General features: G+C 72.0%; 27 protein-coding genes and 2 tRNA genes. 17 read left to right on the top strand and 12 right to left on the bottom strand.

Annotation, left to right across the window (positions count from 1 at the left end; translation table 11 throughout):
• Window positions 1–5: 5 nt before the first annotated feature.
• Together AB0D45_RS02020 and AB0D45_RS02025 are read right to left on the bottom strand one after the other, a co-directional pair.
• Window positions 6–1,187 carry a serine/threonine-protein kinase gene (locus AB0D45_RS02020; protein WP_362454860.1) on the bottom strand — a complete coding sequence of 394 codons (1,182 nt, stop codon included), beginning with the start codon at window positions 1,185–1,187 and terminating at the stop codon, window positions 6–8.
• Between the two features lie 29 nt (window positions 1,188–1,216).
• Window positions 1,217–1,765 (bottom strand): DNA-binding protein, encoded by a 549-nt coding sequence (locus tag AB0D45_RS02025; protein ID WP_361595769.1) that lies wholly within the window; start codon window positions 1,763–1,765, stop codon window positions 1,217–1,219.
• A gap of 161 nt (window positions 1,766–1,926) precedes the next feature.
• Here AB0D45_RS02025 and AB0D45_RS02030 point away from each other — a divergent pair.
• Window positions 1,927–1,999 (top strand) — tRNA-Ala (locus AB0D45_RS02030).
• A 72-nt stretch (window positions 2,000–2,071) separates the two neighbouring features.
• On the opposite strand, the gene AB0D45_RS02035 is transcribed toward AB0D45_RS02030, so the two are convergent.
• Window positions 2,072–3,514 carry an MFS transporter gene (locus AB0D45_RS02035; RefSeq protein ID WP_362454861.1) on the bottom strand — a complete coding sequence of 481 codons (1,443 nt, stop codon included), beginning with the start codon at window positions 3,512–3,514 and terminating at the stop codon, window positions 2,072–2,074.
• A gap of 118 nt (window positions 3,515–3,632) precedes the next feature.
• On the opposite strand from AB0D45_RS02035, the gene AB0D45_RS02040 reads away from it, so the two are divergent.
• Together AB0D45_RS02040 and AB0D45_RS02045 are read left to right on the top strand one after the other, a co-directional pair.
• Entirely contained in the window at window positions 3,633–4,115 is a 483-nt protein-coding gene (locus AB0D45_RS02040; RefSeq protein ID WP_361595775.1) for a MarR family transcriptional regulator, read from the top strand.
• Between the two features lie 112 nt (window positions 4,116–4,227).
• The gene (locus tag AB0D45_RS02045; protein ID WP_362454862.1) at window positions 4,228–4,692 is read left to right on the top strand and encodes a LysM domain-containing protein; all 465 of its coding nucleotides are present in this window, start codon (window positions 4,228–4,230) and stop codon (window positions 4,690–4,692) included.
• A gap of 75 nt (window positions 4,693–4,767) precedes the next feature.
• Here the strand turns inward: AB0D45_RS02045 and AB0D45_RS02050 are convergent, their stop codons facing one another.
• A complete protein-coding gene (locus AB0D45_RS02050; protein ID WP_361595781.1) occupies window positions 4,768–5,451 on the bottom strand; it encodes a DUF5324 family protein in 684 nt (227 codons plus the stop codon).
• Window positions 5,452–5,626: 175 nt separating this feature from the next.
• On the opposite strand from AB0D45_RS02050, the gene AB0D45_RS02055 reads away from it, so the two are divergent.
• On the top strand, window positions 5,627–6,166 hold the full coding sequence (locus AB0D45_RS02055) for a peptidylprolyl isomerase (protein ID WP_361595882.1): 540 nt from the start codon (window positions 5,627–5,629) through the stop codon (window positions 6,164–6,166).
• Between the two features lie 205 nt (window positions 6,167–6,371).
• The gene (locus AB0D45_RS02060) at window positions 6,372–7,244 is read left to right on the top strand and encodes a rhomboid family intramembrane serine protease (protein ID WP_362454863.1); all 873 of its coding nucleotides are present in this window, start codon (window positions 6,372–6,374) and stop codon (window positions 7,242–7,244) included.
• 128 nt (window positions 7,245–7,372) lie between these two features.
• On the opposite strand, the gene crgA is transcribed toward AB0D45_RS02060, so the two are convergent.
• Entirely contained in the window at window positions 7,373–7,627 is a 255-nt protein-coding gene (gene crgA, locus AB0D45_RS02065) for a cell division protein CrgA (protein ID WP_361595787.1), read from the bottom strand.
• A gap of 92 nt (window positions 7,628–7,719) precedes the next feature.
• On the opposite strand from crgA, the gene AB0D45_RS02070 reads away from it, so the two are divergent.
• The 6 genes from AB0D45_RS02070 to AB0D45_RS02095 all read left to right on the top strand — a co-directional run bounded on the left by AB0D45_RS02070 (window position 7,720) and on the right by AB0D45_RS02095 (window position 11,673).
• Entirely contained in the window at window positions 7,720–8,496 is a 777-nt protein-coding gene (locus AB0D45_RS02070; protein ID WP_361595790.1) for a DUF881 domain-containing protein, read from the top strand.
• Window positions 8,465–9,184 carry a class E sortase gene (locus AB0D45_RS02075; protein ID WP_362454864.1) on the top strand — a complete coding sequence of 240 codons (720 nt, stop codon included), beginning with the start codon at window positions 8,465–8,467 and terminating at the stop codon, window positions 9,182–9,184. Before AB0D45_RS02070 ends, AB0D45_RS02075 begins: the two co-directional genes overlap by 32 nt.
• A 102-nt stretch (window positions 9,185–9,286) precedes the next feature.
• The gene (locus AB0D45_RS02080; protein WP_030011120.1) at window positions 9,287–9,463 is read left to right on the top strand and encodes a hypothetical protein; all 177 of its coding nucleotides are present in this window, start codon (window positions 9,287–9,289) and stop codon (window positions 9,461–9,463) included.
• Window positions 9,460–10,098 (top strand): aminodeoxychorismate/anthranilate synthase component II, encoded by a 639-nt coding sequence (locus AB0D45_RS02085; RefSeq protein WP_361595796.1) that lies wholly within the window; start codon window positions 9,460–9,462, stop codon window positions 10,096–10,098. Before AB0D45_RS02080 ends, AB0D45_RS02085 begins: the two co-directional genes overlap by 4 nt.
• The gene (locus AB0D45_RS02090) at window positions 10,095–10,928 is read left to right on the top strand and encodes a class E sortase (RefSeq protein ID WP_362454865.1); all 834 of its coding nucleotides are present in this window, start codon (window positions 10,095–10,097) and stop codon (window positions 10,926–10,928) included. The genes AB0D45_RS02085 and AB0D45_RS02090 overlap by 4 nt, the downstream gene beginning before the upstream one ends.
• Window positions 10,929–10,941: 13 nt before the next feature.
• A complete protein-coding gene (locus tag AB0D45_RS02095; RefSeq protein WP_362454866.1) occupies window positions 10,942–11,673 on the top strand; it encodes a class E sortase in 732 nt (243 codons plus the stop codon).
• 84 nt (window positions 11,674–11,757) lie between these two features.
• On the opposite strand, the gene pknB is transcribed toward AB0D45_RS02095, so the two are convergent.
• From pknB to AB0D45_RS02125, 6 genes are all read right to left on the bottom strand, one after another.
• Complete coding sequence (gene pknB / locus AB0D45_RS02100; protein ID WP_362454867.1) at window positions 11,758–13,803, bottom strand: Stk1 family PASTA domain-containing Ser/Thr kinase; 2,046 nt, start codon at window positions 13,801–13,803, stop codon at window positions 11,758–11,760.
• Window positions 13,804–13,959: 156 nt separating this feature from the next.
• Window positions 13,960–15,423 carry a penicillin-binding transpeptidase domain-containing protein gene (locus AB0D45_RS02105; RefSeq protein WP_362454868.1) on the bottom strand — a complete coding sequence of 488 codons (1,464 nt, stop codon included), beginning with the start codon at window positions 15,421–15,423 and terminating at the stop codon, window positions 13,960–13,962.
• A complete protein-coding gene (locus AB0D45_RS02110) occupies window positions 15,420–16,844 on the bottom strand; it encodes an FtsW/RodA/SpoVE family cell cycle protein (RefSeq protein WP_361595811.1) in 1,425 nt (474 codons plus the stop codon). The genes AB0D45_RS02105 and AB0D45_RS02110 overlap by 4 nt, the downstream gene beginning before the upstream one ends.
• Before the next feature lie 31 nt (window positions 16,845–16,875).
• Window positions 16,876–18,333: a PP2C family serine/threonine-protein phosphatase gene (locus AB0D45_RS02115; RefSeq protein WP_361595814.1), complete on the bottom strand. Its 1,458-nt coding sequence runs from the start codon at window positions 18,331–18,333 to the stop codon at window positions 16,876–16,878.
• A gap of 144 nt (window positions 18,334–18,477) precedes the next feature.
• Window positions 18,478–18,978: an FHA domain-containing protein gene (locus tag AB0D45_RS02120; protein ID WP_361595817.1), complete on the bottom strand. Its 501-nt coding sequence runs from the start codon at window positions 18,976–18,978 to the stop codon at window positions 18,478–18,480.
• A gap of 10 nt (window positions 18,979–18,988) precedes the next feature.
• On the bottom strand, window positions 18,989–19,795 hold the full coding sequence (locus AB0D45_RS02125; RefSeq protein WP_361595820.1) for a DUF3662 and FHA domain-containing protein: 807 nt from the start codon (window positions 19,793–19,795) through the stop codon (window positions 18,989–18,991).
• A 292-nt stretch (window positions 19,796–20,087) separates the two neighbouring features.
• Here AB0D45_RS02125 and AB0D45_RS02130 point away from each other — a divergent pair.
• The 6 genes from AB0D45_RS02130 to AB0D45_RS02155 all read left to right on the top strand — a co-directional run bounded on the left by AB0D45_RS02130 (window position 20,088) and on the right by AB0D45_RS02155 (window position 25,750).
• Window positions 20,088–20,170, top strand: a tRNA-Leu gene (locus AB0D45_RS02130).
• Window positions 20,171–20,355: 185 nt separating this feature from the next.
• Entirely contained in the window at window positions 20,356–22,044 is a 1,689-nt protein-coding gene (locus AB0D45_RS02135) for a histidine kinase (protein WP_362454869.1), read from the top strand.
• Between the two features lie 22 nt (window positions 22,045–22,066).
• The gene (locus tag AB0D45_RS02140) at window positions 22,067–22,714 is read left to right on the top strand and encodes a response regulator transcription factor (protein WP_361595885.1); all 648 of its coding nucleotides are present in this window, start codon (window positions 22,067–22,069) and stop codon (window positions 22,712–22,714) included.
• A gap of 70 nt (window positions 22,715–22,784) precedes the next feature.
• Window positions 22,785–24,308: a DUF2252 domain-containing protein gene (locus AB0D45_RS02145; RefSeq protein ID WP_362454870.1), complete on the top strand. Its 1,524-nt coding sequence runs from the start codon at window positions 22,785–22,787 to the stop codon at window positions 24,306–24,308.
• 200 nt (window positions 24,309–24,508) lie between these two features.
• Entirely contained in the window at window positions 24,509–25,339 is an 831-nt protein-coding gene (locus AB0D45_RS02150; RefSeq protein WP_361595826.1) for a J domain-containing protein, read from the top strand.
• A 66-nt stretch (window positions 25,340–25,405) separates the two neighbouring features.
• Window positions 25,406–25,750: a rhodanese-like domain-containing protein gene (locus AB0D45_RS02155; protein WP_361595829.1), complete on the top strand. Its 345-nt coding sequence runs from the start codon at window positions 25,406–25,408 to the stop codon at window positions 25,748–25,750.
• 14 nt (window positions 25,751–25,764) lie between these two features.
• Here AB0D45_RS02155 and AB0D45_RS02160 read toward each other — a convergent pair whose 3' ends face one another.
• On the bottom strand, window positions 25,765–26,907 hold the full coding sequence (locus AB0D45_RS02160; RefSeq protein WP_362454871.1) for an acyl-CoA dehydrogenase family protein: 1,143 nt from the start codon (window positions 26,905–26,907) through the stop codon (window positions 25,765–25,767).
• Window positions 26,908–26,919: the final 12 nt, after the last annotated feature.

Consider the following 26,919-nt stretch of genomic DNA (forward strand, 5'->3'; position numbering starts at 1 on the left):
CCGGCCTAGAGCTGTGTCAGCGCCCAGATGCCGACCGCGAAGCAGAGCAGGGCCGCGGTGAGGATGCCGGCGGCCACCTTCGCCGGGGGCGGGGCGATGCCGCCGGAGCGGGCGGGAGCCGCCGGGGGCGCGGGTGACGCCGGGGTCGCGGGGGTCGCGGGGGTCGTCGGCCGGGTGCCGGGCTCCATCGGCGTCGCGGCCGGGGGCGCGAGGTGGAAGCCGCCCGTCTCCGGGGCCGTCACCGGCTCTGAAGGCCCGTACGCGGCCGGCGGCGGCCCGAAACCCACCGCGGGCTCGGCGGCGGCGGTTCCCGGCCCGCCCGGGCCGAAACCGGCCGGAAGCGGCCCGAGTTGGTCGAACACCTCCACCGGGTCCTCGCCGGCGGGGGCTTCCGGCAGCAACTGGACGGCCTCGGCAAGGGCCTTGCGCGCCCCTGTGGCGGTCCGGAAGCGGCTCTCGGGGTCAGGGTGCAGGAGGTTCGAGATCACGTCCCACAGCGGCGCCGGGACGCCCTCGGGGGCACTCGGGACGCCGTGGGCCCTGAAGTGCTCGACCAGCGCCTGGGAATCGGGCTTGCGGCCCCACAGCAGGTACAGGGCGACCAGGCCGACGGCGAAGAGGTCGGCGGGGAAGTCGGGCTCCGCGCCCATCAGTTGCTCGGGGGCGAAGTAGCCGGGCGTACCGACCACGAAGTCGGTCTCGGTGAGCCGGGGCTCGCCCTTGCGCATGGAGATGCCGAAGTCGGACAGCCGCAGGTGCGGCCGCCCGGTTCCCGTGGCCTCCATCAGGATGTTGGCCGGTTTGATGTCGCGGTGGACGACGCCCTCCGCGTGCACCGCCGCCAGCCCCGACAGGAGCTGGTCGAGCAGCACGGACACGAACCGGGGCGGCAGCGGCCCGTAGTCCCCGATCACATGGGCGAGGGAGCCGCCGGCGACGAGGTCCATGGTGAACAGGACCTTGTCGTCGTCCGCCGCCCAGCTGGCCGGGGCCAGGACGTGGGGGTGGTCGATGCGCAGGGCCTGCTCGCGCACGAACCGCAGGAGGGTGTGGGCATCGCTCTGCAGCAGGACCTTCGCGGCGACGTACCGGCGCCGGCGCTGGTCCCAGGCCCGCCAGACGGCGCCCGCGCCGCCCCGCCCGATCGGATCGACCAGCTCGTACCGGCCTGCGAAGACCTCACCCATTGCTGTGCCCGTCCCCCGTCGACCGCGTGTCAGTTCTGGTGGGCCTCGTAGTGGGCCACCGCTTCGGAGGTGCGGCCGGCCCCGTAGACCCGGAGGAACTCTGCCAGTTCCGGGTGGCCGGCTGCGAGGGTGTCCGCCGCCTGGATGATGTCACCCGCCGCGGCGACCGAGCGCAGCAGCGACTGGATCTCGCGGACGACCCGCTTGACGGTCGGGGCACCCGAACCGGCGGTGCTCTGGCCGCTGTTGCTGAGGACGGAACCGCCCTGGGTGTTCCTGATCTCGTCCATCCGGTCGGTGGCCTCGGCGGCGCTGACGCTGCCGTCGGCCACCTGGCCGGCGAGGTCCTGGAGGGCCTGGACCCGCTGGACCACGGCCGGGTTGCCGATCTTGGCGCGCTGCCCGCTCATCAGCTGGGACAGCATCGGCGCCGACAGGCCGAGCACGGCAGCGAGGCGGGCCTGGTTGAGGCCGAGGTCATCTATGAGCCGCCGGAACAGCGCGCCGAGCGGCTCCCCGTACCAACTGCGCTGGAGTTCCCTGGCTCTGGCCGTGGCCTCCTGCTGTACTGCGTCCACTCTTCCTACTCCCCTTCGCTGGTGCGAACCTCGCGAGCATCTTACGGAGCGTGGTCGCGGGGCGGGAGTCCCCATCATTTTGCGGGATGCGGGGGTGCACCGGGTACTCTGTCCTGCGGAACGGACACTCCCTGCCGGGGGGCGTCCGCGTCCGGTTGCTCGGGGCCTTAGCTCAGTTGGTAGAGCGCTGCCTTTGCAAGGCAGATGTCAGGAGTTCGAATCTCCTAGGCTCCACCTCGAGAAGACCCCCTGACCAGCGCAAACGCTGGTCAGGGGGTCTTTTTTTCGCAGGGTGCGGGTCCGAGCTCAGCGGGTGCGGGGAGCGCGCGGCAGGGCGGCCGCGAGGGCGGTGGCCGCCAGCAGGAGGGCGGCGCCCGTGCCGAAGGCCAGGTGGTAGCCGGCGGTGAGGGCCTCGGGCCGGGCGTGGCCGGCGGCCGTCAGGGCCTCGGTGCGCGAGGCGGCGAGGGTGGACAGGACGGCCACGCCGAGGGCCATGCCGATCTGCTGGGTGGTGTTGAACAGGCCCGAGGCCAGCCCGGCGTCGCGCTCGCCGGCGCCCGACATCCCCAGGGTGGTGAGGGCGGGCAGGGCGAGGCCGAAGCCGGAGGCCAGCAGCATCACGGGCAGCAGGTCGGTGACGTAGTCGGCGTGCACCGGGAGGCGGGTCAGCAGGGCGAGGCCCGCGACCAGCAGCGTGAGGCCGGTGAGCAGGACGCCGCGCTCACCGAGGCGGGCGATCAGCTTCGCGGCGCCGCCGAGGGAGATCCCGCCGATCGCCAGCGCGGCCGGCAGCATCGCGAGGCCGGTCTCGGCGGCCCCGTATCCCCGGACCTGCTGGAGGTAGAGGGCGACAAGGATCTGGAAGGAGAACAGGGCGGCCACCATCAGCATCTGGATCAGGTTCGCGCCGGCCACGGTCCGCGAACGGAGTATGCGCAGGGGCATCAGCGGGGTGCGCGCCCTGGTCTGGCGCAGGACGAAGGCGGCGAGCAGGGCCAGGGAGAGGGCCCCGAGGCCGAGGGTGTGCGCGGAGGTCCAGCCGTACTCCTCGACCCGCACGACGGCGTAGATGCCCAGCATCAGTCCGGCGGTGACGAGTACGGCGCCCGGTACGTCGGCACCCGCGCGCAGTCCCAGCCCCCGGTCGGCGGGGAGCGCGGGGAGGGCGGCCAGCAGGGCGGCGAGCCCGATGGGCAGGTTGATGAAGAAGATCCAGTGCCAGTCGAGGGCGTCGGTGAGGACCCCGCCCAGCACCTGTCCCAGGGAGGCTCCGGCCGCTCCGGTGAAGGAGAAGACGGCGATGGCCCGGGCGCGCTCGCGGGGCTGCGTGAAGAGGGTGACCAGGATCCCGAGGCTGACGGCGGAGGCCATCGCGCTGCCGACGCCCTGGAGGAACCGGGCGGCGATGAGCAGCGCGGGGGAGCCGGCGAACCCGGCGAGCAGCGAGGCGGCGGTGAAGACGGCGGTGCCCGCGAGGAACATCCGCTTGCGGCCGATCAGGTCGCCGAGCCGGCCGGCGAGCAGCAGCAGGCTGCCGAAGGCGATCAGGTAGGCGTTCACGACCCAGCTGAGGCCGGCGGGGGAGAAGCCGAGGTCGTCCTGGATGGCCGGCATCGCCACGGTGACGATGCTGCCGTCGAGGACGGTCATCAGCATGCCGGTGGAGAGCACGGCCAGGGCGGTCCAGCGCGAGCGCGGTCCGCCGGCCGGGGTGGTCGGGGCGGGGGCTTCTGCAAGGGCTGTGGGCATCGGTCTCTCCGGTCGTCGGCGGATCCTCGGGCGGTTGCATGGGCGACGTCTGGTGAGACCGTAACAGATAGTTTTGTTGCAGACTATTTTTTTCGGATCGAATGGTTAGGCTGGTTTCATGACTGCGATGGGATCCACCCGGACCGAGCCCGACCTCTCCTTCCTCCTCGACCGCACCAGCCACGTCCTGCGCACCCGGATGGCGGCGGCGCTCGGCGAGATCGGACTGACCGCCCGCATGCACTGCGTCCTCGTGCACGCGCAGGAGGAGGAGCGCACGCAGATCCAGCTCGCCGAGATCGGCGACATGGACAAGACGACGATGGTCGTCACCGTCGACGCCCTGGAGAAGGCCGGACTGGCCGAGCGGCGGCCCTCCTCCCAGGACCGCCGGGCCCGGATCATCGCCGTCACCGACAAGGGGGCCGCCCTCTCGGTGGAGAGCCGGCGGATCGTCGACCGGGTGCACGCGGAGGCCCTCGCCGACCTCGCCGACGAGGACCGGGCCTGTCTCCTCAGGGTGTTGGGCCGGCTCGCCGAGGGGCCGCTGGGAGTTCCCGCCGACGGTCCCCGGCCGGCCCGGCGGGCCCGGCAGCAGTAGGGCTCCCGCGTCCCCCGTACGGACCGGTCACAGGGCCGGGCGGCGGATGGTGACCGACAGTGGGGGAAGGCAATGAGGCCAGGGGGCGACACCACGCCGGAGGCGCAGGCACATGGGACTCTTCGATTTCCTGAAGTCGGACAAGAAGAAGGAACAGGAGGCCGCCGAGAAGGCGGCCCGGCAGAGGGAGCAGCAAGGGCCGAAGACGCCCTCCGAGATGGGCTCCAGGTACGCGCAGTCCTACACGGACGCCGCCTCCGCCACCAAGGCGGCCGCCGAGCGGATGGCCGCGGCCACCCGGCCCAAGCCGCCCGCGGCCGCGCCGGGGCACATGGCGCCCGCCACCCCGAGCGACACCTCGGCCGCGCACAAGGCCGTGCCGGTGCCGCCGAAGCGGCCGCCGACCGCTGCGAAGCGGACGTACACCGTCAAGCCGGGTGACTCGCTGTCCCTGATCGCCCGCCGCGAGCTGGGCAACGAGGCCCGCTGGCGCGAGCTGTACGCCATGAACCGGGGCGTGGTCGGCGCCAACCCGGACCTGATCCGCCCGGGGATGGTGCTGACGCTGCCGGGCTGACGTACGGAGGGCGACGTTCGAGGGGCCCGGATCCGCACGCGGATCCGGGCCCCTCGCCGTCGTGGAGACGGGGCGTCAGGCGGTCGCGCCGCCGTCGGTCTCGCGCTCCTTCTGCGCCAGCTCGTCGTCGAAGCCGGCCGGTTCGGCGTCCTGCGCCGACAGCTCCGTGGCCGCCGGGGGCTCCACCAGCCAGTCCGGGTTCGACTGCTGGTCCCACCACCGCCACGCCGCATAGGCGCCGCCCGCCAGGAGGCCGACCAGCGCGGCCCCCTTCACCCACCGGCCGCACCGCGCCCGCCGCTCGTGACGCCGCACCAGGCGCTGCACCTCCTTCGCCGACACCTGGCCGCGCAGTGCCGCGAGGGCCGCCGCCGAACGGGACGCGGCCTCCTCGGCCACCGGCCGGCTCGCAGCGAGCGCGCTCTCGAAGCGCGGCGCCGTGTAGTCGGCCGCCTGGCGCGCGGCGAGGCGCGTCTGGTGGACGGCCTTCACCGCCGCCCGGTCCACGTTCGGCGGCACGTGGGTGCGCGCCGCCATCATGCGCGGATGCAGGTGGTTGTCGTAGGCCGCGCGCGCCTGCAGCGAGGCCTGGCCGGCCGCGTACGAGACCTTCGGCGCCAGCCGCTCGTTCGCCTCGTGCGCGTAGTGCACAGCCGCGTCCTTGGCGGTTTCTGCGTACGGCGCCACCACTTCCGCTGCGTGCTTCACGGCGTCCCTGGCGTTCTCGGCGGCCAGGCGCACGCTGTCCTTGCGGGTCACGGGATCCTCCTCCTCGGTGGCGGACACAGTTCACCTTTCCACCCTTTGTCGGATCATGCCTGTCCCGACACCACGCGGCATGCGCGACAGGGCATACGGGTGCAAGGATTCCCGCGAACGCCGCGCCCTCCGTGGGAGGATCGGGCCGACAGTGATGACTATGGAAGGCAGACCCGTGGCCGAGAAGCTCTACGCCACCCTGAAGACCACCCACGGCGACATCGAGATCGAGCTGCTGGAGAACTTCGCTCCCAAGACCGTGCGGAACTTCGTGGAGCTCGCCACGGGCGCGCGTGAGTGGACCCGTCCCACCGACGGCCAGAAGACCACCGCCCCGCTGTACGACGGCACCGTCTTCCACCGCGTCATCAGCGGCTTCATGATCCAGGGCGGCGACCCGCTCGGCAACGGCACCGGCGGCCCCGGCTACCAGTTCGCCGACGAGTTCCACCCCGACCTGGCCTTCACCAAGCCCTACCTGCTGGCCATGGCCAACGCCGGCCCGGGCACGAACGGCTCGCAGTTCTTCATCACGGTCGCCCCCACCGCCTGGCTGACCCGCAAGCACACGATCTTCGGCGAGGTCACCGACGCGGCCAGCCGCAAGGTCGTGGACGCCATCGCCTCCGGCCCCACCAACCCGCGGACCGAGCGGCCGCTGGACGACGTGATCATCAAGTCGGTCACCGTCGAGAAGCGCGAAGCCGGTCGCTGACCCCGTCAGGGGCGCCGGACCCGTCCCGGGCCGGCGGACCCGTCCCGGGCCGTGCAGTCGTCCCGGGCCCGTCGGCCCGGGAACCTTGGGTCCCGCCCGTCCGTACTTTCTTTGTCCGCACCGGCGGCCTCCGGCCGACCGGACACGGACGGACGTACACGGACCGGCGGGGCGCACCCCCGCCCGCCGCTGACCGAGGGGACCGATGGACACCGACCGTCTGCCGGGCTGCTACCGGCACCCGGACCGCGACACGGGCATCACCTGCTCCCGCTGCGAGCGGCCCATCTGCCCGCAGTGCATGATCAGCGCCTCGGTGGGATTCCAGTGCCCGGAGTGCGTCCGGGGCGGCTCCAGCACCGGGCACGCCCCCGCGGCCAACGCCCCGCGCACCGTCGCGGGGGGCCTGGTCGCAGCCGATCCCCAGCTCGTCACCAAGATCCTCATCGGGCTCAACGCGGCGGTGTTCCTCGCCGTGCTCGCGATGCCGGAGCTGGCCGTACGGCTGGAGCTGCTCGGCCTCTTCGTCGAGTACGACGGGGCCCCCGTCGAAGGCGTCGCCACCGGGCAGTACGACCGCCTGCTGACCTCGGTGTTCCTGCACGTCCAGTGGTGGCACGTCTTCGGCAACATGCTCGCCCTGTGGGTGATCGGCGGCCCGCTGGAGGCGGCCCTGGGCCGCTCCCGCTACCTCGCCCTCTACCTGCTGTCCGGGCTGGGCGGCAGCGCCCTCGTCTATCTGCTGACCGCGCCGAACACCCCGACCGTCGGAGCCTCCGGTGCCATCTGCGGCCTGCTCGGAGCCACCGTGGTCCTCGCCCGCCGGCTTCGCTACGAGATGCGGCCGGTGCTGGTCACGCTCGGGCTCATGCTGCTCGTCACCTTCGTGCCCTTCGGGGGCATGTCGGTGTCCTGGCAGGCGCACATCGGCGGCCTGGTGACCGGCGCGCTGCTCGCCCTGGGACTGCTGGCACCGGCCACGGGCCGCACGCGGACGTTCATCCAGGTGGCGGCCTGTGCGGCGGTCTTCCTGACGGCCGCGGCCGTCGTCCTGGCCCGGACAGCCGAACTCACCTGATCACACCGGCGTCAACTCTCCACAGAGTTATCCACAGATCTTCTGTCTTTTCCTCAGGTGTGGATGACGCTGTGGATAACTCATGGGGAGAGCTTGCGCGGCTCGGCCGTCCGGGTATGCGGGCGACGCTACTTCCACTGCGTGGAGACACCGAAACCGGCGGCGATGAAGCCGAAACCGACCACGATGTTCCAGTTGCCCAGCGCCTCCAAGGGCAGCTGGGTGTCGGTCACGTAGAAGACCACGATCCACGCGAGACCGATGAGGAAGAACGCCAGCATGACCGGGGCGACCCAGCTGCGGTTCGTCAGCCTGATCGCCTGCGCCTGCTTCGCCGGCGGCGGCGTGTAGTCGTCCTTCTTGCGGATACGTGACTTCGGCACGAGGGGCTCTCCTGTCGATGCGCTGGGGGACCTTGCCTGCCCCGGGCGTCCGTTAGCGTAGTGGACCACTGGCGTTGAAGGAGAAGGGTACGTTGAGCGATTCCGACGACTCCTCCGCGGGTCCCCGCCGCCGGGCCAGGCCGGTCCGGCTGCTGACGGCCGCCGTCTTCGCCCTCGCCGGCCTCATCTTCGTCACCAGCTTCAACACCTCCAAGGGTACGAACATCCGCACGGACGCCTCGCTCCTGAAGCTGTCCGACCTCATCCACGAGCGGAGCGCGAAGAACGCCGAGCTGGAGAAGAGCGCCGCCGCCGCGCGCGCCCAGGTGGACGCCCTCGCGGAGCGCGACAGCGGCAGCACCAAGGCCGAGGAGGCCCGGCTGGCCGCCCTGCGCGCCGCCTCGGGCACCGAGGAGCTCACCGGCAGGGGCCTGGCCGTCACCCTCAACGACGCGCCGCCGAACGCCACCGCCCGCGTCCCCGGCGTCCCCGAGCCGCAGCCCAACGACCTCGTGATCCACCAGCAGGACCTCCAGGCCGTGGTGAACGCCCTGTGGCAGGGCGGCGCCGAGGGCATCGAGGTGATGGGCCAGCGGCTGATCGCCACCAGCGCGGTGCGCTGCGTGGGCAACACCCTGATCCTCCAGGGCCGCGTGTACTCGCCCCCCTACAAGGTCTCCGCGGTCGGCGACCCGGGCGCGTTGCGCAAGGCCCTCGCCGCCTCCCCCGCCATCCAGAACTACCAGCTGTACGTCAACGCGTACGGGCTCGGCTGGAAAGTGGACGAGGAGAAGCGGCTGACACTGCCCGGGTACTCCGGCACAGTGGACCTCCACTATGCGAAGCCGCTGGAGTCCGCCGCGTCCTGACGCCGTACTGCGCCTGGTGGTACGGACGTTCAGCGAGGTGTGCCTGACGGCCGGGACGCTGATCGTGCTGTTCACGGCGTACGTACTGCTGTGGACCGGGGTCAAGGCCGACCGGGCGATGGAGGACGAGCGGGACCGGCTGCGCGAGCGCTGGGCGGCGGCGGCCCCCGCCCCGGCAGCGGCCGCCGGCCCCGCGCCGGCCCCCTCGCGGACGGAGCCGGCGCCCCATCCGCAGGGACGGGCCTTCGCCGAGATGTACGTCCCCCGCTTCGGCCGGGACTGGAGCCGGCCGGTCCTCGAGGGCACGGGCGCCGAACCGCTGAAGAAGGGCCTGGGGCACTACACCGGCTCGGCCCGGCCCGGGGGCGACGGCAACTTCGCGGTGGCCGGGCACCGGCGCACGTACGGCGACCCCTTCAAGGACGTCCCCGAGCTGCGCCCCGGGGACACCGTGACCGTCCGGGACTCGACCGGCTGGTACACGTACACCGTGCGGGCCGCGCCGCTGCGCATCCTGCCCACCGAGACCGGGGTGGTCGACCCGGTGCCCCGCCGGTCCCCCTTCTCCACCCCCGGGAGATACCTCACCCTGACCACCTGTGATCCGGAATGGGGCCACAGCCACCGCCTGGTCGTCTGGGCCGAGCTCACCGCCACCCGCCCCGCGGACCCCGCCGGCACCGGGTGATTGCCCGGCTGAGCCCCTCAGCGGGGCCCCCGGCCCTTAGGCTGGTGCGGTACCGCCCCCGCGGTGCGAGAACGACCATGGACGACGAAGGAAACAGACGGAATGTACGGCTGGATCTGGCGGCATCTGCCGGGCAACGCGTGGGTGCGCGCGCTGATCTCTCTCGTACTGGTCCTGGCGGTGGTGTTCGTGCTGTTCCAGTACGTGTTCCCGTGGGCCGAGCCGCTCCTTCCGTTCAACGACGTGACGGTGGACGAGGGATCGGGAGCCACTCCGTGAGCGCGCGCATTCTGGTTGTCGACAACTACGACAGCTTTGTCTTCAATCTGGTCCAGTACCTCTACCAGCTCGGTGCCGAATGCGAGGTCCTGCGCAACGACGAGGTGGAGCTCGCCCACGCCCAGGACGGCTTCGACGGCGTCCTGCTCTCCCCCGGACCGGGCACGCCGGAAGAGGCGGGCGTCTGCGTGGACATGGTCCGGCACTGCGCCGCCACCGGCGTCCCCGTCTTCGGCGTCTGCCTCGGCATGCAGTCCATGGCGGTCGCCTACGGGGGCGTCGTGGACCGGGCCCCCGAGCTGCTGCACGGCAAGACCTCACCCGTGGTCCACGAGGGGCTCGGCGTCTTCGCCGGACTGCCGTCGCCGTTCACCGCGACCCGCTACCACTCGCTCGCGGCCGAGCCGCAGACCCTGCCCGACGTGCTGGAGGTGACCGCGCGGACCGAGGACGGGATCATCATGGGCCTGCGGCACCGCGAGCACGACGTCGAGGGCGTCCAGTTCCATCCCGAGTCGGTGCTGACCGAGTGGGGCCACCGGATGCTCGCGAACTGGCTCGTGCGCTGCGGTGACGCCGGAGCCGTCGAGCGGTCGGTGGGGCTGGCCCCGGTGGTGGGCAAGGCCGTCGCGTGACGGCGGTCGCGCCGTCCGCGCCCCGCGAGGGCCGGGCCGCGCGGCGCAGGGCAGCGCAGGAGGCCGCGAAGCGCTCGCACGCGCGCGCCCGCAGGCGCGGCGGTGGCGGCCGGGGCCGCAGGCGCGCCCGCCCGCGCTCCGGCGGGGCGCTGGTGCTGCTCAGCCGGGCCGCCGGGGAGCTGTTCATCACCGCCGGCGTGGTGATGCTGCTGTTCGTCACCTACCAGCTCTGGTACACGAACGTCCTGGCGGAGCGGGCGGCGGACGGGGCCGCCGGCTCGCTCCAGCAGACCTGGGAGCGCCCGCCGGTGACGGGCGCGCCGCCCCCGGCGGCCGCCTTCGAGCCCGGCCAGGGCTTCGCGATCCTGCACATCCCGAAGCTGGACCTGAAGGTGCCGGTGGCGGAGGGGATCAGCAAGGCGAAGGTCCTCGACAAGGGGATGGTCGGCCACTACGGCGAGGGGGCGCTGAAGACGGCGATGCCGTCCGATCGGCAGGGAAACTTCGCGGTCGCGGGGCACCGCAACACGCACGGAGAGCCGTTCCGCTACATCAACCAGCTGGTGCCGGGCGACGCGATCGTCGTGGAGACGCGGGACGCGTACTACACGTACCAGATGGCGTCCGCGCTGCCGCAGACCTCCCCGGCGAACGTGGCGGTGATCAAGCCCGTGCCGGAGGGCTCCGGATTCACCGGACCGGGCCGCTACATCACGCTGACGACCTGCACCCCGGAGTTCACCAGCACCTACCGGATGATCGTATGGGGCAGGATGACCGAAGAACGCCCCCGCAGCCAGGGCGCTCCGCCCGCGCTGACCAGCCCGTAAGGACGAACCCGCAGTGTCTCGTGCCCGCCGCCGCTCCGCACCGCCGCCCGCCGACCGCAGTGTGGTCGCCGGGGCCCTGAGCCTGCTGGGGGAGCTGCTGATCACGGTGGGCCTGGTCCTGGGCCTGTTCGTGGCGTACTCGCTCTGGTGGACCAACGTCCTCGCCGACCGGCAGGCGTCGGCGCGCGGCGACGAGGTCCGCCAGCGCTGGGGCAGCCCCTCGCCGTCGGCGAGCCCGCCCGTACAGCCGGGCGCCCTGGACACCGGGGACGGCGTCGGCTTCCTCCACGTACCGGCGATGAAGAACGGCGAGGTGCTCGTCAAGAAGGGCACGGAGCCGGAGGTCCTGAACGACGGCGTGGCCGGGTACTACACGGACCCGGTGAAGTCCGCGCTGCCCTGGGACGACAAGGGCAACTTCGCGCTGGCCGCGCACCGCGACGGGCACGGGGCGAAGTTCCACAACATCGACAAGGTGCGCAACGGCGACTCGATCGTCTTCGAGACCAAGGACACCTGGTACGTCTACAAGGTCTTCGCCGAGCTGGCCCAGACCTCGAAGTACAACACGGACGTGATCAACCCGGTCCCGAAGGAGTCGGGCAGGACCGCTCCCGGGCGCTACATCACGCTGACGACCTGCACGCCGGTCTACACCTCGAAGTACCGGTACATCGTCTGGGGCGAGCTCGTGCGGACGGAGAAGGTGGACGAGAAGCGCACCAAGCCGGCGGAGCTGCGCTGACGGCCCGCCCCCGGCGGTGTTTCACGTGAAACAGGCCCGGCCCCCCTCGTGGAGGGGGGCCGGGCCTGTCGCGTTGCGCGTGCGCTAGCGGCGGTTGCCGCCCGTCAGGCCCCCGAAGAAGCCGCCGCCGCCCTGCTGGCCGCCGTCCTGCGGCTTGGCCGCGGTGCGGACGTTGATCACCGTGCCGCCGGGCACCTGGCTGCCGACGCCCGGGTTGGAGTCGATGACCACCGCGCTGTCGTCGGTCGCGCCCGCCAGGACCGATCCGAAGACCAGGTTGCTCGCCTGGAGCGTCAGCTTGGCCTGGGCCACGGTCTGGCCCGTCAGCGGAGGCACCACCGTCGGCGTCGCCGCGGCGGCCTTGGAGATGCTGACGTTGACCGGGGTGTCCTTGGCGAGCTCGATGCCGGGCTCGTACTGCTGCTGGACGACCGTCTGGGGTGCGGCTCCCGGGGAGTCGACCTCCGTGGTGCTGCCGAGCTTCAGCTTGGCGTCCGCGAGCGCCTTGGCCGCGGCCGCCTTGTTCAGGCCCTTGAGGTTGGGGACGACGCCCTTGGCGATCTCCTTGGCGACCTGGAGGGTCACCACCGAGCCCTGGTCGGCCTCGGTCCCGCTCTTGGGGCTCTGGTCCAGCACGGTGCCGGGGGTGGCGTTGTCGGACTCGACGAGCTTCTTCTCGACCTGGAACTTCTTGGCCTTGAGCTTGCCCTCGGCGTCCTCGAACTTCAGCCGGACCACGTCGATCACCGGCACCTTGGGCGCACCCGAGGACACCTTGACCTTGATCGGGGAGCCCTTGTCGACCTTGGTGTCCGGGGCCGGGCTCTGCGAGCAGACGTTGCCCTTGGGCTGGTCCGCGCAGGTTTCGTCGGCCTCCTTCTCCACCGTGAGGCCCATGTTCTTGGCGCTGGCCTGCGCCCGCTCCAGGGTCTGGCCGACGAGATTGGGCACCGCCGGGCGGTTGTCGGGGGTATCGCTGAAGAGGGTCCGGCCGATCAGGATCGCCCCGACCAGGACGAGTACCGCGGCCAGGGCGAGCAGGACCGTCGAAGCCCGGCTCTTCTTCTGCTGGCGGCGGCCGTGACCCTGGTCGTAGCCGCCGTGGCCCTGGTTGTCGTACCCGTAGCCGCCGTCGCCGCCGCCGGGGGGCATCGGCGGCATCATCGAGGTCTGGCCGGCGTCCGGGGAGCGCAGGGCGGTGGTGGGCTGGTCGTAGCCCTGGTGCCCGTAGCCGCCCTGGTCGGGGTAGCCGTAGCCGGCGGCGCCCATGGCGGCGGTCGCGGCGACGGGCTGGCCCTCCAGGCAGGCCTCGATGTCGGCCCGCATCTCGTCCGCGGACTGGTAGCGGTAGTCGGGGTCCTTGACCAGGGCCTTGAGGACGATGGCGTCCATCACCGGCGTGATCTCGGGGTCGAAGTTCGACGGGGGCTGGGGCTCTTCGCGCACGTGCTGGTACGCGACGGCCACCGGGGAGTCGCCGACGAAGGGCGGCCGGACGCACAGCAGCTCGTAGAGCAGGCAGCCGGCGGAGTAGAGGTCGGAGCGCGCGTCGACCTGCTCGCCCTTGGCCTGCTCCGGGGAGAGGTACTGGGCGGTGCCGATGACGGCGGCCGTCTGCGTCATGGTCATGCCGGAGTCGCCCATGGCGCGGGCGATGCCGAAGTCCATGACCTTGACCTGGCCCGTGCGGGTGAGCATCACGTTGGCCGGCTTGATGTCACGGTGGACGATGCCGGCGCGGTGGGAGTACTCCAGCGCCTGGAGGATGCCGATGCACATCTCGAGGGTGCGCTCGGGCAGCAGCTTGCGGCCGGAGTGCAGCAGCTCGCGCAGGGTCGAGCCGTCGACGTACTCCATCACGATGTACGGGATGGAGATGTTGTCGACGTAGTCCTCGCCCGTGTCGTAGACGGCGACGATCGCGGGGTGGTTCAGGGACGCGGCCGACTGGGCCTCGCGGCGGAACCGGGCCTGGAAGGACGGGTCACGGGCGAGGTCGGCGCGCAGGGTCTTGACGGCTACGGTACGGCCGAGCCGGGTGTCGTGCCCGAGGTAGACCTCGGCCATGCCACCACGGCCGAGCACGTGGCTCAGCTCGTACCGGCCGCCGAGGCGACGCGGCTCTTCCATAACGTTGCAGCCCTCTCCGTCAGTCCCGACCGCACCCGTGTGTGGTCCGGCGGTGTGCTGTTCGCGGCAAGGCTACCGGCCGATCGTCGGTGATCGGTTCGTGACCACAGGCTGATATCGGACCGGTACCGACCGCTCGGATCCTGTCTCCGCTTCTCATCCCTTGTTCTTCAGGACGGCTTCCATGACGGCCTTCGCGACCGGCGCGGCCTGGCCGCCGCCGCTGATGTCCTCGCGGTCCGCGGCGCTGTCCTCGATCACGACGGCCACGGCGACGGGGGAGCTGCCGTCGGGAAGCTCGGCGTAGGAGATGAACCAGGCGTAGGGGCGCTTGGCGTTCTTCTCGCCGTGCTGGGCGGTACCGGTCTTCCCGCCCACCTTGACGTCCTTGATCTTGGCGTTGGTTCCCGTGCCGTTCTCGACGACGTTGACCATCATCTGCTGGACCTTCTGCGCGTTCGCCGCACTGAGGGGCCGGCTCATCTCGGAGGGCTCGTGCTTCTCGATGGTGTCGAGGTTGGGCGCGGTGAGCTGCTCGACCATGTACGGCTTCATCAGCTTGCCGTCGTTGGCGATGGCAGCGGTGACCATGGCCATCTGGAGCGGGGTGGCCGCGGTGTTGAACTGGCCGATGGAGCTCTGGGCGTTGCCGTCCCGGCCCATCGTCTTGTCGTAGACGCTGGCGAAGGCGCGGACCGGGGTGTCGATCTTGTCGTTGTTGAAGCCGAACTTCTGGGCGGTCTCGACCATCTTGTCGCGGCCGACCTTGTCGCCCAGGTTCGCGAAGACCGAGTTGCAGGAGACCCGGAGCGCGTCGTTCAGGCTCGCCTTCTCACAGCCGCTGGCATGGTTGACCATCGGGGTCCGCGTGCCGGGCAGGATGTACGGCTCGGGGGTGTCCGTGGGGGCGTTGATGTCGCTGACCGCGCCGTTCTCCAGGGCGGCGGCGGCCGTGACCACCTTGAACGTGGAGCCGGGCGGGTACGTCTCGCGCAGGGCGCGGTTGACGAGCTTCTTGTCCTCGGAGTCCTTCAGCTCGACCCAGGCCTTCTCGTCGGCCTTGGAGTTGCCGGCGAAGCTGGACGGGTCGTACGAGGGGGTGCTGACCAGGGCGAGGATGGCGCCGGTGCGCGGGTCGATCGCCGCGACGGCGCCCTTCCTGTTGCCGAGCTTGTCGAAGGCGGCCTTCTGGGCGGCGGCGTTCAGGGTGGTGATGACGTTGCCGCCCTGCTTCTTCTCCCCGGTGAACATGCCGATGGTGCGGTCGAAGAAGAGCCGGTCGTCGTTGCCGGTGAGGATGCCGTCGTCCAGGGACTCCAGCTGGGTGGAGCCGAAGGCCTGGGAGGCGTAGCCGGTGACGGGCGCCCACAGGGGGCCGTCGGTGTAGGTCCGCTTGAACTTGTAGTCGCTGCCGTCGGTGACCGCGGAACCGGTGATCGGCTGGCCCTGGACGATGATGTTGCCGCGTTCGGTGGCGTACTGGGCGATCTGGACCCGGCGGTTCTCCTTGCGGGTGCTGAGGTCCTCGGCCTGGACGTACTGCAGCCAGTTGGTCCGGATCAGCAGGGCGAGGACGAGCAGCCCGCAGAACAGCGAGATGCGGCGCAGGGGCTTGTTCATGACGGACGGACCACCTGGGTCATCTCGGAGTCGGGGGACGGGGCGGGGGCCGGGGCGGGGCGGCGTGCGGTGTCGCTGATCCGGATGAGGATGGCGATGAGCACCCAGTTCGCCAGGACGGAGGAACCGCCGGAGGCGAGGAAGGGCATGGTCATGCCGGTGAGGGGGATGAGGCCCATGACTCCGCCGGCGACGACGAAGATCTGCAGGGAGAAGGCGCCGGAGAGCCCGATGGCGAACAGCTTGCCGAAGGGGTCGCGGGCGGCGAGGGCGGTGCGCACGCCCCGCTCGATGATCAGGCCGTAGAGCAGGAGGAAGGCCATGACGCCGGTCAGGCCGAGTTCCTCGCCGACGGTGGAGAAGATGAAGTCGGAGTTGGCGGCGAAGCCGATCAGGTCCGAGTTGCCCTGGCCCCAGCCGGTGCCGAGCACCCCGCCGGAGCCGAAGCTCATGATCGACTGGCCGACCTGCTCGCAGGCTCCGGACGTGCTGTAGCAGGCGAAGGGGTCCAGCCAGGCGGTGACGCGGGCCTTGACGTGGCTGGCGGTGGCGCCGACGACGGTGGCGCCGCCGACCGACATGAGCAGGCCGATGACGATCCAGCTGGTCCGCTCGGTGGCCACGTACAGCATGATCACGAACATGCCGAAGAACAGCAGCGAGGTGCCGAGGTCGTTCTCGAAGACGAGGACGAGCAGGCTCATCGCCCAGATCATCAGGATCGGGCCGAGGTCGCGGCCGCGCGGCAGGTAGAGGCCCATGAAGCGGCGGCTGGCCAGGGCCAGGGCGTCGCGCTTCACCATGAGGTAGCCCGCGAAGAAGATCGCGATGACGATCTTCGCGAACTCGCCGGGCTGGATGGAGAAGCCGCCGACGCTGATCCAGATCTTGGCGCCGAACACGTCCGCGCCCAGACCCGGGATCACCGGCAGGATCAGCAGGACCAGGGCGCCGGCCATCGAGATGTACGTGAACCGCTGGAGCACGCGGTGGTCCTTGAGGACCAGCAGCACGACGGCGAACAGGGCGATGGCGAGCCCCGTGTACATCATCTGGCGCGGCGCGGACTCGGAGAAGGTGCCGAAGCTGCGCTTGGCGAGGTTCTGTAGCCGCTCGGACTGGTCGAGCCGCCAGATCAGGACGACGCCCAGGCCGTTGAGCAGCGTCGCGATCGGCAGCAGCAGCGGGTCGGCGTACTTGGCGTAGCGGCGTACGACGAGGTGGGCGATCCCGGCGAGGACGGCGAAGCCGAGTCCGTAGAGCAGCATGCCCGGGGGCAGCTCGCCGTGGATCGACAGGCCCACGTTGGCGTAGGCGAAGATCGGGATGACCACGGCGAAGGCGAGCAGGAGGAGCTCGGTGTTCCGGCGGCTCGGCGCCTCGATGGCGCCGATGGTGGTCGTGTTGGTGACAACGCTCATGGTGTGGCAGGCCCCCTGTGCCCGCGTATGTCTACTGCTTTTCGCACTGGCCGACGACAGCTTGCTCCGCGGGAGTCAGGCTGGGGCCGGGCGTCTGGTTGCCCTGGGCTTCGGAAGCGCGGCGGGCCTCGTCCTGCTTGCAGGCGGAGACCTGGGTTCCGAGCTCTTCGATCTTCTTGCGCGCGCCCTCGAGGCTGTCCTCGCTGATGCTGCCCTCGACCTGCTTGCGCTTGAAGGACGGCAGGTACTTCAGTTCGATGTCGGGGTGATCCGCCTCCACCTCGGAGAGGTGGATCCAGGCCAGGTTCTGGCTGATGCCGCGGTACAGCGCGACATGGTCACCCTTGACGCCGACGTAGTACTGGGTCTGCGTCCAGCGGTGCGCCGCGTACAGGCCGCCGCCGACGACACCGGCCACGAGCAGCAGGATCAGCGTGCGCGTGGTCCACTTGCGCCCTTTGCTGCGCCGCTTGCGCGGGTGGTCGTACGTGTCCTCGTACGGGCCGTCGCCCTCGTAGGCGTCGGCTTCGCCGAAGCTGCCCAGTGCGCCGCCCTGGCTCTGGTCGGGGTATCCGTAGCCGGGGGCTTCGCCGCTGCCGGGAGGGCCGAAGGCGCCCGCGGGCGGCGGGGCCTGGCGGCCGAGGCCCGAGGCGCGGCCGGCCGGGGTCTGCATGGCGTTGCCGTCGAAGAGCTGGTGCTGGTTCTCGGCGACCGCGCCGACGACGACCGGGGTGTCGCTCAGCTGGGCGGCCATGGTGTCGCCGCTGTCGGTGTCGAGCACGTCCGCGACGATGCACGTGATGTTGTCCGGGCCGCCGCCGCGCAGGGCGAGCTGGATCAGGGACTGCACGGTCTCGTGCGGGCCGTGGTAGTCGGCGAGGGTCTCTTCCAGGGTCTGGTGGGAGACCACGCCGGACAGGCCGTCGGAGCAGATCAGGTAGCGGTCGCCGGCCCGGACCTCACGGATGGAGAGGTCGGGCTCCACGACGTCACCGCTGCCGAGCGCCCGCATCAGGAGCGAGCGCTGCGGGTGGGTGGTCGCCTCCTCCTCGGTGATGCGCCCCTCGTCGACGAGGCGCTGCACCCAGGTGTGGTCCTGGGTGATCTGCGTGAGGACGCCGTCGCGGAGCAGATAGGCGCGGGAGTCGCCGACGTGGACCAGGCCGAGGCGCTGGCCGGTCCACAGCAGGGCGGTGAGCGTGGTGCCCATGCCCTCCAGCTGGGCGTCGTCCTCGACCATCACGCGCAGCTGGTCGTTGGCGCGCTGCACGGCGATGCCGAGGGCGGTGAGGATGTCGGAGCCCGGGACGTCGTCGTCGAGCTGGACGAGCGAGGAGATGACCTCGGAGCTGGCGACCTCGCCGGCTGCCTGGCCGCCCATGCCGTCGGCGACGGCGAGGAGCCGGGGACCGGCGTAACCCGAGTCCTCGTTGCCCTCGCGGATCATCCCCTTGTGCGATCCGGCGGCGAACCGCAGGGACAGACTCATGCGCACCTGCCCAGTCGAAGACGCCTCGGGGTACAACCGGTCTCGAGCCACACTGCCCACCCTCCGGTCGGGAGCGCGCTCGGGTCCGTGTCCCCGGTGGGACGGACCGCCGCGGCTCGCTCGCTCCGCTCGCTCATTCTCGTACTACTTCCGCAGCTCGATGACGGTCTTGCCGATGCGGATCGGGGCGCCCGGCGGAATGGGCGTCGGGGTGGTCAGCCGGGTCCGGTCGAGATACGTGCCGTTGGTGGACCCGAGATCCTCGACGATCCACTGGCCGTCACGGTCGGGGTAGATCCTGGCATGCCTGCTGGAGGCGTAGTCGTCGTCCAGCACGATCGTGGAGTCGTGGGCGCGGCCCAGCGTGATCGTCTGCCCGGAGAGGGCCACCGTGGTGCCCGTGAGGGTCCCCTCGGAGACGACCAGCTTGGTCGGCGCACCCCTGCGCTGGCGCTGCTGCGGCGGTGCCGCCTGGCGCCCCGCCTGCGGCGGAGCCCCGGCGTTGCCGCCGCCGCGGCGCGAGCCGCGCTGCGTGACGCGCGTACCGAAGAGGTCGCTGCGGATGACCTGAACGGCCACGATGACGAACAGCCACAGAACGGCCAGGAAACCCAACCGCATGACCGTCAGGGTCAGCTCTGACATTGCCCCCGCTTCACCCTTCGGCTTGCCGGTAAATGATGGTGGTGCTGCCCACGACGATCCGCGAGCCGTCGCGGAGCGTAGCGCGGGTGGTGTGCTGCCCGTCCACCACGATGCCGTTGGTGGACCCGAGATCCTGGATCGTCGGGGGTGTTCCGGTCCGGATCTCACAGTGCCGGCGGGACACGCCGGGGTCGTCGATCCGCACATCGGCCTCGGTGCTGCGGCCGAGTACGAGCGTGGGGCGGGAGATCTGGTGGCGGGTGCCGTTGATCTCGATCCAGCGGCGCACCGCGCCCGGCCCGCCGGGAGCCGGGGGCGCGCCGCCGGGGCGGGGGCCGGAGCCGCCCGGAGGCGGGCCGGGGGGCATGGGCGGGGCGCCGGCCGGCGGATAGCCGTACCCGCCCTGCTGCCCCTGGGGTGCCTGCGGGGAGTCCTGGGAGGTGCTGGAGGCGAGGGTGCGGCTGCGGACCCGGTAGAGACCGGTGTCGAGGTCCTCGGCCTTCTCCAGGTGCACCTTGATGGGGCCCATGAAGCTGTAGCGCTGCTGCTTGGCGTAGTCGCGTACGAGGCCCGCGAGTTCGTCGCCGAGCTGGCCGGAGTAGGGGCTCAGGCGCTCGTAGTCGCCCGCGCTGAGCTCCACGATGAAGTCGTTGGGTACGACGGTCCGCTCGCGGTTCCAGATGGTGGCGTTGTTGTCGCACTCCCGCTGGAGGGCGCCGGCGATCTCCACCGGCTGGACCTCGGACTTGAACACCTTGGCGAAGGTGCCGTTCACCAGACCTTCGAGTCGCTGCTCGAAACGCTTCAGGACTCCCATGGGGCACCTCCTCCGTCGTTGTCGCCCTGTACTGCTTACTGATCGTATCCACGCGTGGCGGATTCGGCTGGTTCCCCTTCGCTCCTGCGCGCAGGAGTGTTGGTGCTCACAAGGGATCGTAGGGGTGCGCCAGGGACAGTGTCCCGCACCGGGAGCGGAGAGCGGGAGGGGCCGTCCCGGTCGTCGTGGAGGGGCCGCGGAAAGCGATTTCAATCCACCCCGTCTGACGTGTTAATGTTTCGACGTCGCCAGGGGAACGGCCCGAAAGGGAAGAACCACTGGGACGCTGCTCGGGCGAGTGGCGGAACGGCAGACGCGCTGGCTTCAGGTGCCAGTGTCCTTCGGGACGTGGGGGTTCAAATCCCCCCTCGCCCACATCGGGGAAGCCCCGATCCGGACTCCGGGTCGGGGCTTCTCGCATGTCCGGATCCGTCCTCCGGCCGCCGCGCTCCGGCCTTCGGCCTTCGGCCTTCCTCTTCCGGGCCGTTGCGACTTTCGTCGGGAGGGGTGCGACGAAAGAGGGCGTCCGGCCCGCGGGGCCGGTGTCTAGGGTCGGGCGTGTGGATGCCAAGGCGACTGTGCGTGCGGGCTGGGACTGGCTGAAGGGGCCCGAGCCCTGGTCGCGGCGGCTGCCGGCGGCGGACCTGGCCATCGCCGCGCTGCTGGCGCTGTTCGGCGTGGGCGTGGACGAACTCAGCAACAGCTCCGGGCAGAAGACGGCCGTCGGCGTCGTGGTCGTGGTGGTGCTGACGCTGCTGCGGCGGCGGCTGCCGGCGGCCACGCTGGTGCTGGGTGCGGCGGCGAGCGCGTTCCTGCCCGCCGCGTTCCTGGTGACGATCATGCTCGGCTGGTCCGCGGGGCGGCGGATCGTCGGGGTGGGACGGGCGCTCGCCGCGTTCACACTGGCCTTCCTCGCGGAGGTGGGCCTGACCCTGGCCGAGCAGTGGACGCAGATGCGGCCCCTGCTGGTGGTCGTGTTCTCCACGCTGATGTTCCTGGCGGCGATCGTCATGCCGGGTCTGGCCAGCCGGTACTGGCACCAGCGCCGGACCCTGCTCAGCGCGCTCCAGGAGCGGCACGACCAGCTGCTGCGCGAGCGGAGCATGGTCGCCGGGCAGGCCAGGCTGCGCGAGCGGCAGCGGATCGCCCAGGACATGCACGACAGCCTGGGCCACCAGCTGGCGTTGATCTCGGTGCACACGGGGGCGCTGGAGGTGGACCCGGCGCTCACCGACCGCCAGCGCGAGGCGGTGGGGGTGCTGCGGCAGGCCTCGGTGGCGGCGATGCACGAGCTGCGCGAGGTCGTCGGGATCCTGCGCGACGGCGTGGAGGCGCCGGCGCCGGTGGAGGAGGCGCAGCCGGCCGCGCGGGGTGTGGCGGGCATAGCGGGCATCGTGGAGGCGGCGCGGGCCGCGGGGACCGACGTACGGCTGGGCACGGCGGGGCAGCCCCGGCCGCTGGTCGCGGCCTGCGACCACGCGGCGTACCGGATCGTGCAGGAGGCGCTGACCAACGCCTACAAGCACGCTCCCGGGTCGCCGATCTCCGTGGAACTCCGGTACGAGGACGACTCGCTGGTGGTGGAGATCGCCAACGGCCCGGCGGGCGACCGGGCTTCGGGCGAGGTCGTCTCGGGCGGGCAGGGCCTGACGGGGTTGCGGGAGCGGGCCCGGCTGGTCGGCGGCATGGTGCACGCGGGGGCGACGGAGGGCGGCGGGTTCCGGGTGGCGGGAGTGCTGCCGTACGGGACGGAGCCGGCCGGGGTCGTGGAGGACGTGGCCGACGACTTCGGGCAGCGCTCGCAGGCCCGGGCCCTGGCGCTGAAGGGGGCGCCGCCGATGGACTGGGCCGCCCTGGACCGCGAACTGGCGGTGCCGGTGCGGACCCGTGCCGGGGGCGTGGCGATGGGCTGCGGGATCGCCGTCGCGGCACTGGTGCTGCTGATCATCGTGCTGGGGGCCGCGGTGGTGATGCTGGTGGGCTCGGCGAACAAGGCGGTGATCGGCGAGGAGGAGTACGACGCGGTGCACGTGGGCGAGTCCGAGAAGGCGGTGCGGGAGCGGCTGCCGGACGGTGACGGGGTCCTGACGGCGGGGCTGGACCGCAAGGGCCCGCCGCGGCCGGAAGGGGCGCAGTGTCTGGCGCTGCTCTCGACAGAGTCCTCGGAGCTGACCACCTACCCCGTGTTCCGGTTCTGCTTCCGTGACGGCAAGCTCGTGGACAAGCAGGCGTACGAGGTCGAGCAGTAGGAGCGCGCGGGTGACAGCCAGGGTGATCAGAGTGGTGATCGCTGATGACGAGCCGCTGATCCGGGCCGGGATCAGGATGATCCTGACCTCGGCTCCGGACATCGAGGTCGTCGCGGAGGGGGCCAACGGCCGGGAGGCGGTCGATCTGGCGCTGTCCCACGCGCCGGACGTGGCACTGCTGGACATCCAGATGCCGGTGATGGACGGGCTGACGGCGCTGGGCGAGCTGGGGCGGGCCGCGCCGGGGGTGCGGGCGCTGATCCTGACCACCTTCGGGGAGAAGGAGAACGTGCTGCGCGCGCTGAGCCAGGGCGGTGCGGGGTTCCTGCTGAAGGACTCGGCGCCCGGTGAGCTGATCGGTGCCGTCCGGGCGGCCGCGGCCGGGGACGCGTACCTCTCGCCCGGCGCGACGCGGCACGTGGTCGACCAGCTGGCGGCCGGTGTGGCCGCCGGACGCGGCGAGGAGGCCCGGCGGCTCGTCGCGGAGCTGAGCGAGCGGGAGCGCGGGGTGCTGGCGCTGCTGGGGGAGGGGTTGTCCAACGCGGACGCCGGGCGCAGGCTCCACATGAGCGAGGCGACGGTGAAGACGTACGTGAGCCGGATCCTGGCCAAGCTGGCGTGCGAGAACCGGGTTCAGGCGGCCCTGCTGGCCAGGGACGCCGGGCTGTAGGTACGGTCTGCCCGGACTTGATCGGCCACGAGGTGGCCGGCGTGGCGCGAACAGTGCGGGGGCAGCGCGGATGGTGGCGGTACCGGAGCAGTACGCGGCGGCGGCCGCGGCGGTGGGCGGGGCGGGCGTGGCGGGCGTGGTCGCCGATGTGGCCGCGGGCGTGGCCGGCGTGGCGGCGGCCGTGGCGGCCGTGACGGCGGAGCGGGACGGCGGGCGGATCCCGCGCGTCGGGGGTTTCGCGCCGCGGAGCGTGGCGGGCTCGCCCAAGGACGCCGGGAAGGCGCTGCGGCTGCGCGTCCCGCGCGCGGCGCACGCCCGGTTCGAGGCTCCCGCCGGGCGTCCGGACGCCGTGCGCGCGGTGGAGGAGTCCAACGTGGGACGGGTCGCGGAGCTGACCCCGATACGGGTGGGCCGGATGGCCGCCAACCCCTTCGCCTTCCTGCGGGGCGCGGCCGGACTGATGGCGCACGACCTGTCCGGCGGCCCGGTGACCGGGGTGGGCGCGCAGATCTGCGGTGACGCGCACGCGGCCAACTTCGGCCTGTACGGCGACGCGCGCGGCCGGCTCGTGATCGACCTGAACGACTTCGACGAGACCGTCTTCGGTCCGTGGGAGTGGGACGTGAAGCGGCTGGCGACCTCTCTGGTCCTGGCCGGGCGCGTGGCGGGGGCCGACGAGGACACCTGTCTGGCGGCGGCGCGGGACGCGGTGGGCGCGTACCGGCACACGATGCGGCTGCTGGCGAAGCTGCCCGCGCTCGACGCGTGGAACGCCATCGCCGACGAGGAGCTGGTCTCCCACGCCGACGCCCGGGACCTGCTGGGCACGCTGGAGCGGATCTCGGAGAAGGCCCGCAACAACACCTCCGCCCGGTTCGCGGCCAAGTCGACCGAGGCCCTGGAGGACGGCAGCCGCCGCTTCGTGGACGCGCTGCCGGTGCTGCGGCGGGTCGGGGACGAGGAGGCCGCTGCGGTGGCCGCCTCGCTGGGCCCGTACCTGAAGACCCTGTCGGGGGACCGGCTGCCGCTGCTGGCCCGGTACGCGATCCACGACGTGGCCTTCCGCGTGGTGGGGACCGGCAGTGTGGGCACCCGCTCGTACGTGGTGCTGCTGCTGGACCACCGGGGCGAGCCGCTGGTGCTCCAGGTGAAGGAGGCGCGGCCCTCGGTCCTGCTGCCGCACCTGCCCGGGCTGGGCTTCCACGCGCCGGAGGAGGAGCACGAGGGCCGCCGGGTGGTGGCCGGGCAGAAGCGGATGCAGGTGGTCTCCGACATCCTGCTGGGCTGGACCACCGTCGAGGGGCGTCCGTACCAGGTCCGGCAGTTCCGCAACCGCAAGGGGAGCGTGGATCCGGCGGCCCTGGCCGTGGACCAGATCGACGACTACGGCCGGATGACCGGCGCCCTGCTGGCCCGGGCGCACGCGCACAGCGCCGATCCGCGGCTGCTGGCGGGGTACTGCGGCAAGAACGAGGAGCTGGACGAGGCGATGGCCGCCTTCGCCGTGGCCTACGCCGACCGGAGCGAGGCCGACCACGCGGACCTGGTGGCGGCGGTCCGGTCGGGCCGGATCGCCGCGGAGTTCGGGGTCTGAGACCGCCGCGGCCCCTCCCGGGAGGCGTGTTTCACGTGAAACAAGGGCGTGTTTCGAAACGAGCCCCTGTTTCACGTGAAACATGCCTCTGGCCGCGTTCCGCAGCCGGGGGTGTGTTTCACGTGAAACACACCTTTGGGCCGGCACCTGCCCCCGGCGCACGTGGACCGTGCCCCCGGGCGGGGCCGTAGGCTGGCCGGGTGAGCGAGCAGACCGAACACACCGTCCCCGAAGAGCCCGCCGTCACCGCTGAGGAGCGGCCCGAGGCGCGGCTGGAACGCGCCGTGCGGGCCGCCGAGCAGGCACTGATCGAATTCGAGATCGCGGTGGAGACCTTCCGGGTGGAGGTCGAGAACTTCTCCCGGCTGCACCACCAGAAGCTCGGCCCGATGTACTCGCGGCTCGACGAGCTGGACGCGCTGATCGCGGAGGCGAAGGCGGCCCGCAGCGGCGATGCCGAGGACCTGCGGCGGGCCCGGGAGGCACGCTCGCTGGTCATGCCGATGCCCGGGGTGGACGAGCTGTTCCACGACTGGCTGGACGCGGACGGGATCTCCGATGACGCGGCCGCCATGCTCACCGACCGCCCGGTGCGGCCGCCGCAGCGGGTGCGGCCCACCGAGGAGGTGCGGCGCCTGTACCGCGAGCTGGTCCGCAAGGCCCACCCGGACCTGGCCCAGGACGAGGCCGAGCGGGAGCGCCGCGACGCGTTCATCGCTCGTGTCAACGCCGCCTACGGCCGGGGTGAGGAGGGGCTGCTGCGCGAGCTGGCCGAGGAGTGGGAGGCCGGCCCGGCGCCGGAGGAGGCCCGGCCGAGCGAGAGCGAGGAGCTGTACGCCCGGCTCGAGTGGCTGGCCCAGCGCAAGGAGCTGCTCTCCCTGGTCGCCAAGGAGCTGGAGGACAGCGCGATCGGCGCCATGCTGCGGATGGCTCCGGACGACCCGGACCGGCTGCTGGAGGAGATCGCGGAGCAGCTGCTCGCGCAGGTCTCCGAGCGCGAGGCGGAGCTGGCGTCGTACAGCGCCGGATGAACCCGGTCCGGCCGGGGGGTCGGATAGGTTGGCAGACCAGATCCGTGAAGAGAGAAGGCGACAGTGATGAACCTCGGACCGCTTCCCTCGGTGGACGCCGCCGCGGTGCCCGCCGAAGGCTTCGTCCTCGACGTCCGTGAGGACGACGAATGGGCGGCCGGGCACGTCGAGGGTGCGCTGCACGTCCCGATGAGCGACTTCGTGGCACGCTTCGGCGAGGTCACGGAGGCCGTGGCGGACGGCCGCACGGCGTACGTGATGTGCCGGGTGGGCGGCCGGAGCGCGCAGGTGACCCAGTACCTGGTGCGCCAGGGCATCGAGGCCGTGAACGTCGACGGCGGGATGCAGGCGTGGGAGCGCGCCGGGCGCCCGATGGTGACGGACAGCGGGAACCCGGCCTTCGTGCTGTAGTCCGCGTCCGCCGGTCAGCCGAGCGGGTGGGCGGCGAGCAGGTCGCCCAGGGTTTCTTCGTGGGCGGCGGCGGGGCCGAGCTGGAGCTCCAGCTGCTTGGCCCAGGCGTGGTAGCGGTGCAGCGGGTAGTCGGTGTCCGCGCCGAAGCCGCCGTGGAGGTGCTGGGCGGTCTGCACGACCCGGCGTACGCCCTCGGAGGCCCAGATCTTGGCGACGGCGACGTCCCCGGCGACGGGCAGCGGACCGCCGGCCCCGCCGGTCGCGGCGTCGAGCCGCCAGGCGGCCTGCCAGAGGGTGGCCTCCATGGCGCGCAGGTCGATGTAGCGGTCGGCGGCCTGTACGGCGACGGCCTGGAAGGTGGCCACGGGGAAGCCGAACTGCTCCCGCTTGCCGGTGTACCGGCTGGTCATGGCCAGGACGGCCTGGCCGAGGCCGAGGGCGAGGGCGCAGGTCCCGGTGGCCAGGAGCAGGCGGAGCCGGTCCCATGCCCCCGGGGCTTCGATCATATGGGCGGCGGGTACCCGGACCGCGTCGAGGGTGAGTTCGGCGAGCCGCTCGCCGCTGGTGGAGTACTGGTCGGCGAGCGTGAGTCCGGCGGCGGTGCGGGGCAGGAGCGCGAGGAGCGCCTCGCCCTCGCCGCTGTGGGCGGGTACGGCGATCCAGTCGCAGCCGTGGGCCCAGGCGACGGAGGTCTGCACCCCGTCCAGGAGCCAGTCGGCTCCCCCGCGGCGTGCGGTGACGGCGAGTTCGGCCGGATCGTGGCCGGTGCGGCCGTGTGCGGCGACGGTGAGGGCGAGCGTGCCGCGTCCGGCGCCGGGCAGCAGGGCGGCGGCCAGCTCGGGGCTGCCGTGGGCCTGGACGGCCATGGCGGTGGCGCAGTGCTCCAGCAGCGGTACCCGGGCCAGGACCCCGGCCGCCTCGCGCAGGACGAGGCACAGGGCGATGGCGTCGAGGCCGGCTCCGCCGTGCTCCTCGGCGAGGACGAGGCCCAGCAGGTCGGAGCCGGCGAGCTTGCCCCACAGCGGCCGGTCGAAGTCGTCGGCGACGGCCCCCGGCGTCAGCGCGGGGCTCGGGACGCCGTCGGGGGCGACGTCGGCGAAGACGGCCCTGGCGGCCTCGACGGCGGCCTGCTGTTCTTCGGTGAAGGTGAAGTCCACTGCCTGTCCTCC

This window comes from Streptomyces sp. NPDC048352, from assembly GCF_040651895.1.
Lineage (GTDB): Bacteria > Actinomycetota > Actinomycetes > Streptomycetales > Streptomycetaceae > Streptomyces.